This is a genomic window from Pseudomonas sp. SED1 (genome assembly GCF_034044025.1).
Lineage (GTDB): Bacteria > Pseudomonadota > Gammaproteobacteria > Pseudomonadales > Pseudomonadaceae > Aquipseudomonas.
The window spans coordinates 26,951-34,598 of sequence record NZ_JAXCIS010000189.1; the positions used below are offsets into that span (position 1 = coordinate 26,951).

The 7,648-nt window shown below is 61.4% G+C and carries 9 protein-coding genes; 6 read left to right on the forward strand and 3 right to left on the reverse strand.

Translation table 11 applies throughout. The annotated features are described in order from the left end of the window. Positions 1-215 precede the first annotated feature (215 nt). Positions 216-1,670 (forward strand): TrkH family potassium uptake protein, encoded by a 1,455-nt coding sequence (locus SNL23_RS24550; RefSeq protein ID WP_076015869.1) that lies wholly within the window; start codon positions 216-218, stop codon positions 1,668-1,670. Here SNL23_RS24550 and SNL23_RS24555 read toward each other — a convergent pair. Continuing rightward, on the reverse strand, positions 1,627-2,682 hold the full coding sequence (locus SNL23_RS24555) for an AraC family transcriptional regulator (RefSeq protein ID WP_167665471.1): 1,056 nt from the start codon (positions 2,680-2,682) through the stop codon (positions 1,627-1,629). The genes SNL23_RS24550 and SNL23_RS24555 overlap by 44 nt on opposite strands. A 161-nt stretch (positions 2,683-2,843) precedes the next feature. Between SNL23_RS24555 and SNL23_RS24560 the strand changes: the two genes are divergently transcribed. Both SNL23_RS24560 and SNL23_RS24565 read left to right on the forward strand, forming a co-directional pair. Beyond that, on the forward strand, positions 2,844-3,155 hold the full coding sequence (locus tag SNL23_RS24560) for a DUF962 domain-containing protein (protein ID WP_318303874.1): 312 nt from the start codon (positions 2,844-2,846) through the stop codon (positions 3,153-3,155). A gap of 32 nt (positions 3,156-3,187) precedes the next feature. Further along, positions 3,188-3,772, forward strand: a complete 585-nt coding sequence (locus tag SNL23_RS24565; protein ID WP_076015872.1) for an HD domain-containing protein — start codon at positions 3,188-3,190, stop codon at positions 3,770-3,772. On the opposite strand, the gene SNL23_RS24570 is transcribed toward SNL23_RS24565, so the two are convergent. After that, positions 3,769-5,043, reverse strand: a complete 1,275-nt coding sequence (locus tag SNL23_RS24570; RefSeq protein WP_318303876.1) for an MFS transporter — start codon at positions 5,041-5,043, stop codon at positions 3,769-3,771. The two genes, SNL23_RS24565 and SNL23_RS24570, sit on opposite strands and share 4 nt — an antisense overlap. A 362-nt stretch (positions 5,044-5,405) precedes the next feature. On the opposite strand from SNL23_RS24570, the gene SNL23_RS24575 reads away from it, so the two are divergent. From SNL23_RS24575 to SNL23_RS24585, 3 genes are all read left to right on the forward strand, one after another. Further along, positions 5,406-5,534 carry a hypothetical protein gene (locus tag SNL23_RS24575; RefSeq protein WP_256670918.1) on the forward strand — a complete coding sequence of 43 codons (129 nt, stop codon included), beginning with the start codon at positions 5,406-5,408 and terminating at the stop codon, positions 5,532-5,534. Between the two features lie 74 nt (positions 5,535-5,608). Continuing rightward, positions 5,609-5,782, forward strand: a complete 174-nt coding sequence (locus tag SNL23_RS24580; protein WP_010169883.1) for a hypothetical protein — start codon at positions 5,609-5,611, stop codon at positions 5,780-5,782. Between the two features lie 85 nt (positions 5,783-5,867). Then, a complete protein-coding gene (locus tag SNL23_RS24585; protein ID WP_167665468.1) occupies positions 5,868-7,067 on the forward strand; it encodes an MFS transporter in 1,200 nt (399 codons plus the stop codon). On the opposite strand, the gene arfB is transcribed toward SNL23_RS24585, so the two are convergent. Continuing rightward, a complete protein-coding gene (gene arfB, locus SNL23_RS24590; protein WP_088426440.1) occupies positions 7,064-7,477 on the reverse strand; it encodes an alternative ribosome rescue aminoacyl-tRNA hydrolase ArfB in 414 nt (137 codons plus the stop codon). The two genes, SNL23_RS24585 and arfB, sit on opposite strands and share 4 nt — an antisense overlap. Between the last annotated feature and the right edge of the window lie 171 nt (positions 7,478-7,648).

The window sequence follows — 7,648 nt, forward strand, 5'->3', positions numbered from 1 at the left end:
CCTGCCCTTCAAGGTCCATTAACCACCGAAAAACCCCTGTGGGAGCGGGCTTGCTCGCGAAAGCGGTGGGTCAGCCAATGCATCCGTTGACTGGAACACCGCCTTCGCGAGCAAGCCCGCTCCCACATTTGCCCGGCGTCGCCTTCCAGCCCCCGGTTTACTTGCCCTGCACCGCAGGTAGAATGGCGCCTTTCCTGTCACACCGAGCGGACCTCATGGCGTTGCCGACCTTACGGATAATCGGTTTCATTATCGGCATCTTCCTGATCACCCTGGCGATCGCCATGGTCATCCCCATGGCGACCCTGGTGTTTTTCGAACGCACCAGCGACCTGCCATCGTTCCTCTGGGCCAGCATGATCACCTTCATTGCCGGCCTGGCGCTGGTGATCCCCGGCCGCCCGGAACACGTGCACCTGCGCCCGCGGGACATGTACCTGCTGACCGTCTCCAGCTGGCTAGTAGTGTGCATCTTCGCCGCACTGCCGTTCCTGCTGACCCAGCACATCAGCTACACCGACTCGTTCTTCGAAAGCATGTCCGGCATCACCGCCACCGGCTCCACGGTGCTCAGCGGCCTGGACACCATGTCCCCGGGCATCCTCATCTGGCGCTCGCTGCTGCACTGGCTCGGCGGCATCGGCTTTATCGGCATGGCGGTGGCGATCCTGCCGCTGCTGCGCATCGGTGGCATGCGCCTGTTCCAGACCGAGTCCTCCGACCGCTCGGAAAAGGTCATGCCCCGCTCGCACATGGTGGCGCGCCTGATCGTGGCGGCGTACGTGGGCATCACCATCCTCGGCAGCCTGGCGTTCTGGTGGGCGGGCATGGGCCTGTTCGATGCGATCAACCATGCGATGTCGGCGATTTCCACCGGCGGTTTCTCCACCTCCGATGAATCCCTGGCTCACTGGAAACAACCAGCCGTGCACTGGGTGGCGGTAGTAGTGATGATTCTCGGCAGCCTGCCGTTCACCCTGTATGTGGCCACGATGCGCGGCAACCGCCGGGCGCTGATCAAGGACCAGCAGGTGCAGGGCATGCTCGGTTTGCTGGTGGTGACCTGGCTGGTGCTCGGCACCTGGTATTGGTGGACCACCAATCTGCATTGGCTGGAGGCGCTGCGCCACGTAGCGGTGAACGTCACGTCGGTCGTGACCACCACCGGTTTTGCGCTGGGGGACTACAGCATCTGGGGCAATTTCTCGCTGATGCTGTTCTTTTACCTGGGCTTTGTGGGCGGTTGCTCCGGTTCCACGGCTGGCGGGATCAAGATTTTCCGTTTCCAGGTCGCCTATATCCTGCTCAAGGCCAACTTGAACCAGCTGATTCACCCACGGGCGGTGATCAAGCAGAAGTACAACGGCCATCGCCTCGATGAAGAAATCGTGCGCTCGATCCTGACCTTCTCGTTTTTCTTCGCCATCACCATCTGCGCCATCGCCCTGGCCCTGTCACTGCTGGGCCTGGACTGGATGACCGCGCTGACCGGCGCCGCCAGCACCGTGTCCGGCGTGGGCCCGGGCCTGGGGGAAACCATCGGCCCGGCCGGGAATTTCTCCACCCTGCCGGACGCCGCCAAGTGGATCCTGTCCCTCGGCATGCTGCTGGGCCGGCTGGAGATCATTACGGTGTTTGTGCTGTGCATTCCGGCGTTTTGGCGTCACTGACCGGAGTTTCCTGCAACCGCGCCCGGTACTCGCCGGGCGTGGCATCGAACCAGCGGCGGAACGCGCGAAAGAAGTTGCTCGGGTCGGCAAATCCCAACAGGTAGGCAATTTCCAGCAGGGTCATGCTCGGCTGTGCCAGGTATTGCTCGGCCAGTTCGCGGCGGGTGTCGTCGAGCAAGGTCTGGAAACTGGTGCCCTCCTCCTGCAAGCGGCGCTGCAAGGTGCGCTGGGACAGGTGCAAGGTCTGCGCAACCACCTCGCGCTTGGGCTCGCCTTGCGGCAGCAATCGGCACAATACCTGCCGCGCCTTGTGGGTCACCCGGCTCTCGGAAAACCGCGCCAGATACTCCCCGGCAAAACGATCATGCAACAACGCCATCGCCTCGTTCGCCGTGGGCAACGGCGCCTCCATATCCGCCCGCTCGAAGATCAGCGCGTCATACGGCGCGTTGAACACCAGCGGTGCATGGAAGGCCTGCTTGTAGGGCGCCAGGTCCGCCGGTTGATCGCCCTGCACCAGCACTTTGCGCGGTTGCAGGGTACGTCCGGTGAGCCAGCCGCATAACGCCAGGGCACTCGCCAAGGACGCTTCGGCGCTTTGCCGGGTGGGCGGCAGGTGATCGCCGTGCACGGTAAGAATCAGCGCATAACCTTCGGGTAACAGTCGAAAACTCAGGTCGGCACTTTCAGCGATGATTCGCTGATAACGCACCAGACGCATGAAACCTTCGGCCAGGGTGTTACTGGACATCAAGGCGTAGCCAGCCACATGAAACGACGCCGGGCGCACCACCTTGCCCATGTTCAAGCCGATCGCCGGGTTGCCCGACAGCTCGACCGCGCGCTGCCAGAGGCGCGTCATGGAGTCCTGGGGGAAGCGCGCATCCGGGTCATTCAGCGCGGCGTAATCCAGGCCAAGCTGCTTGAACAAGGCGCGGCAATCCAGGCCGTCCATCTCCAGCGCCTTGACTATCCCCATCGCCCAGCTTGCAGAAGTCGTTCGTTCGCTCATGGCGTTTTCTTAACAAGGAAGGCTGAAACGACAGCCAGGAATCCGAAGGATACTAAAGTGGCATCTATTGTCACTGGCTGTTACCACTGATGACTCTAGACTCAAATAAGCTACCCGCCGAACATCTGTCGGGCAGAACAATAATCAGAGGGCCGGATACTGTGGAAAATGTCAGACAATTCAATAGCTTCGCTGATTTCTACCCGTATTACCTGAGCGAACACGGCAACAGCACCTGCCGTCGCCTGCACTTTATCGGCACCAGTCTGGTGATCTTCATTATGGCGTTCGCGATCGGCAAAGGCGCCTGGTGGCTGCTGCTGGCGGTGCCGGTGGCAGGATACAGCTTTGCCTGGATCGGCCACTTCTTCTTTGAAAAGAATCGCCCGGCAACCTTCCAGCATCCGCTCTACAGCCTGTTGGGGGATTTTGTGATGTACCGCGACATGATTCTGGGCAAAGTGCCGTTCTAGCCTGCCCTTCAAAAACAATAAGAGCGCCCTTGATGAACCAGCAGGCCCGCTTTACCCATATGCAGGACGGCACCCAGGAAGACTGGGCGATCATCGCCAAGGATTTCAGCGCCTATGCCCGGCAACTACCAACCCGGATCGTGGCGCATCTGCGACTGCTGGAGGGCGACTTCGGCGGCTTCCCGGTGGACCGCCTGACCCACTCGCTGCAAACCGCCAGCCGCGCCTGGCACGACGGGCGAGATGAAGAGTACGTGGTGTGCGCCCTGCTCCACGACATCGGCGACACCCTGGGTTCCTACAACCACCCGGACATCGCCGCCGCGATCCTCAAGCCATTTGTGAGCCCCGAAAATCTGTGGATGGTGGAGAAGCACGGGATTTTCCAGGGCTACTACTTCTTCCATCACCTGGGGATGGACCGCCACCTGCGTGAGCAATTTGGCGACCATCCGCAGTACCGGCAAACCATCGAGTTCTGCGCGCAATACGACGCGGCGGCGTTCGATCCGTCCTACGACACCCTACCGTTGAGCTTCTTCGAACCGATGCTGGCGCGGGTGTTTGCCCAGCCGAAGAACTCGCTCTACAAGGCGGCGATGGAGCGCCAGGGTTAAACCGGCAACAAGGTGCCGCCGTGACCGGTTTGGGTGGCCGGCTCCGGGTCTTTAACAATCTCCCGGGCGACCGTCAGGATCACGATGGCCGCGATGATGTCGAAAATCGCCAGCACCACAAACAGCGGGCTGTAGCCGACCTTGGTCACCAGCACACCGAACACCGCGGTAAACGCCGCGGCACCAATAAAGCCGCACATCTGCCCGCCACCGGTCGCGGTGGCCACGTCGTTCTTGCCGAATGAGTCCGAGGCGATGGAAAACAGCGCGCCCGACAAGGTCTGGTGCGCGAAACCGCCCACGCACAGCAGGGCAATCGCGGTGTAGGCACTGTCCACCAGGCCGATACACGCCGGGCCGATCATGCACAGGCAGCCGAGCAACATCACCAGCTTGCGCGAGGTGAACAGCGAGACCTTGAAGTAGCGGTGAAACAGCGGGCTCAGGTAGCCACCCAGCACGCAGCCGATGTCGGCGGCCAGGAATGGCAGCCAGGCGAACAGCGCCATTTCCTTGATGTTCATGTGCCGCTCGGTCATCAGGTACAGCGGAATCCAGGCGTTGAAGGTCTGCCAGGCCGGCTCCGAGAGCATCCGCGCCGAGGCGATGGCGAAAAAGTTGCGGCTTTTGAGGATGCGCTTCCAGCTGGCTTTCTTCTGCACGCCTTCCTTGAGGTGGGTTTCCTGGCCGGCTTCGATGTACTCACGTTCGGCCTCAGCCAGCAGGCGCTGGTCACGCGGGTGCTTGTACAGCAGCAGCCACAGCCCGCTCCACACCAGGCCGATGCCACCGACAATCAGGAACGCCAACTGCCAGCCGCTGTGCAGAATCGCCCAGACCACCAGCGGCGGCGCCAGCAACGCACCAAACGACGAACCAAAGTTGAACCAGCCGATGGCGACGGAGCGCTCCTTGGCCGGGAACCACTCGGTAATCGCCTTGACGCCGCCGGGGAAGCCCGCCGATTCCGTCAGTCCCAGCGCGCCACGAGCCACGGCCAGGCTCTGCCAGCCAGTGGCGAACGCCGCCAGCGCGCACACTACCGACCAGGAAATGGCGAAGATCGCGAAGCCCATCTTGGTGCCAATTGCATCAATCACATAACCGGCGATCGGCTGCATCAGGGCATAGCACACCTGCCAGGCAACAACGATATGGGAGTACTGCTCAGTGGAGATGCTCAGGTCGGTCATCAGCGTGGGGGCTGCGACGGACAGCGTGTTGCGGGCCAGGTAGTTAATAATCAGGCCGACCGTCATCAGCCCGACCATCCACCAACGGATGCCTTTGATTTTCATCGCTTCACCTTAATTATTTTTAGATTTGAGGCTTACGTTCTGCGACCGAGCGCGCCCATATTACGGGCGCTATAAAACTGTAACGTCATATGTCGTCATACAACTGTTAGCGTTATATTCAGTCCGCAACACGATGTCAATCCGTTAAGGGTGATGTTGTACGATGACAATCGATCCGCCTGTGGCGCCACGTCACTTGCGCGGCGGGATGAAGAGGTGTTCATTTTTCGAGATAAAATCTTTCTGTCATTTACAGTGCTGTATCCTGCACAAGCTTTTTGAACGCGCGGAATCACCTGCGATTGATAAAACAGATCTTGCGAGGAGCGACGACGATGCACGAAATCCCTAATCTCCCCTTCCCAAGCCTGCACGAAACTGAGCAGCCAACCCCGCAACAGGCCGGCGCCACCAAGCCCGAGCCCAAAGAGGCAAAACCGGTCGACCGCAAGCGCGAAGACTGAGAGCCGTACCCAGACCGTGTGGAAAGCGTGACATTGCGCGCTTTCCACACCGCCTGAACACCGTGAGCCCCGCCATGACCGACACCACCCCCGATACCGCCCTGCTCGACACTGCCCTGCAGATGGTCGACGTATGGAACCGCCTCACCCCGGAAAAACAGGCACTCCTGCTCAAGCGCTTCGGCACCCAGGAAAACGCCCTCGCCGCCTTGGTGACCACGCAACTGCTCAACCCCGCCGATCGCTAAAAGTTTGGTTTCCCGCCCCCGCGCGCGCCCAGCATCGGTATCATAAGCAGCCTATCTTTTCCTGCTGCGACAGTGGACCTCTCCCATGCCAGATACCCAGCGCCCCATGGCGGTCACGCTGCAAGTCGTTTCCATCGTTCTGTTCACCTTCATTGGCTACCTGAATATCGGCATTCCCCTGGCCGTGTTGCCGGGCTACGTGCACAGCGACCTGGGCTTTGGCGCCGTGATCGCGGGCCTGGTGATCAGCGTGCAATACCTGGCCACCCTGCTGAGCCGGCCCTATGCCGGACGCATCATCGATAACCGCGGCAGCAAGCGCGCCGTCATGTACGGCCTGGCAGGTTGCGGGTTGAGCGGCGTGTTCATGTTGCTCTCGGCGTGGTTTTCGCACCTTCCGGCATTGAGCCTCACCAGTCTGTTGATCGGCCGCCTGGTACTGGGCAGCGCTGAAAGCCTGGTGGGCTCGGGCTCCATTGGCTGGGGCATCGGCCGGGTGGGCGCGGCGAATACCGCCAAGGTCATCTCCTGGAACGGCATCGCCAGCTACGGCGCCCTGGCCATCGGCGCGCCGCTGGGGGTGTTGCTGGTCAGTCATTTCGGGCTGTGGAGCATGGGTGTCAGCATCATCCTGCTGGCGGTGCTGGGGCTGCTGCTGGCCTGGCCGAAAGTCGCCGCGCCGATCGTGGTGGGCGAGCGTCTGCCGTTCATGCATGTGCTCGGGCGTGTGCTGCCACACGGCTGCGGCCTGGCGCTGGGCTCGATCGGCTTTGGCACCATTGCGACCTTCATCACCCTGTATTACGCGACCCAGCACTGGGACAACGCAGTGCTGTGCCTGAGCCTGTTCGGTGCCAGCTTTATCGGGGCGCGGTTGTTGTTCGGGAATTTGATCAACCGTATTGGCGGGTTTCGCGTGGCGATTGCCTGCCTGTCGGTGGAGACCCTGGGCCTGCTGCTGTTGTGGCTGGCGCCGGATCCTCATTTGGCGTTGGCGGGTGCGGCGTTGAGCGGGTTTGGGTTTTCCCTGGTGTTTCCGGCCTTGGGTGTGGAGGCGGTCAACCTGGTGCCCGCCTCAAGCCGGGGCGCGGCGGTGGGGGCGTATTCGCTGTTTATCGATTTGTCGCTGGGGATCACCGGGCCGTTGGCCGGGGCGATTGCGGCGGGGTTCGGGTTTGCCTCGATTTTCCTGTTTGCGGCGATCGCGGCGTTTGGCGGGTTGCTGTTGAGTCTGTATTTGTATCGGCAGGCGCCTAAGTACCGCGAGGAGCGGGACGCGGCTTAGAAATCAACCTTGCCGCGGCCGGCCTTGATACTGCCGCGTTTGGTTTTGGATTCGAGGCGGCGCTTTTTTGAGCCCAGAGTGGGTTTGGTGGGGCGGCGTTTCTTTTCGACCTTGGTGGCGCTGAGGATCAGCTCGACCAGGCGCTCGAGGGCGTCGGCGCGGTTTTGTTCCTGGGTGCGGTATTGCTGGGCCTTGAGGATCAGCACGCCTTCGCTGGTGATGCGGCTGTCGCGCAGGGCCAGCAGGCGTTCCTTGTAGAAGTCAGGCAGGGACGAGGCCGGGATGTCGAAACGCAGGTGCACGGCGCTTGAGACTTTGTTGACGTTTTGACCGCCGGCGCCTTGGGCGCGGATGGCTGTCAGCTCGATCTCGGCGTCGGGGAGGTGCACGTTGTTGGAAATCACCAGCATTTTTTGATCGGGCCTTGGGGGTGGTGGGTAAGGATACGCCAATGTGGTGGGCTGCTGGGCCTGGGGGCATATCCGTTATTTGGGTGATGGCTGGTATTGGTTCCGCTCTTACAGCGGCTCACTTTTGAAAAGCGCAAAAGTAAGCAAAACGCTCTTGCCCCACCACTCGGC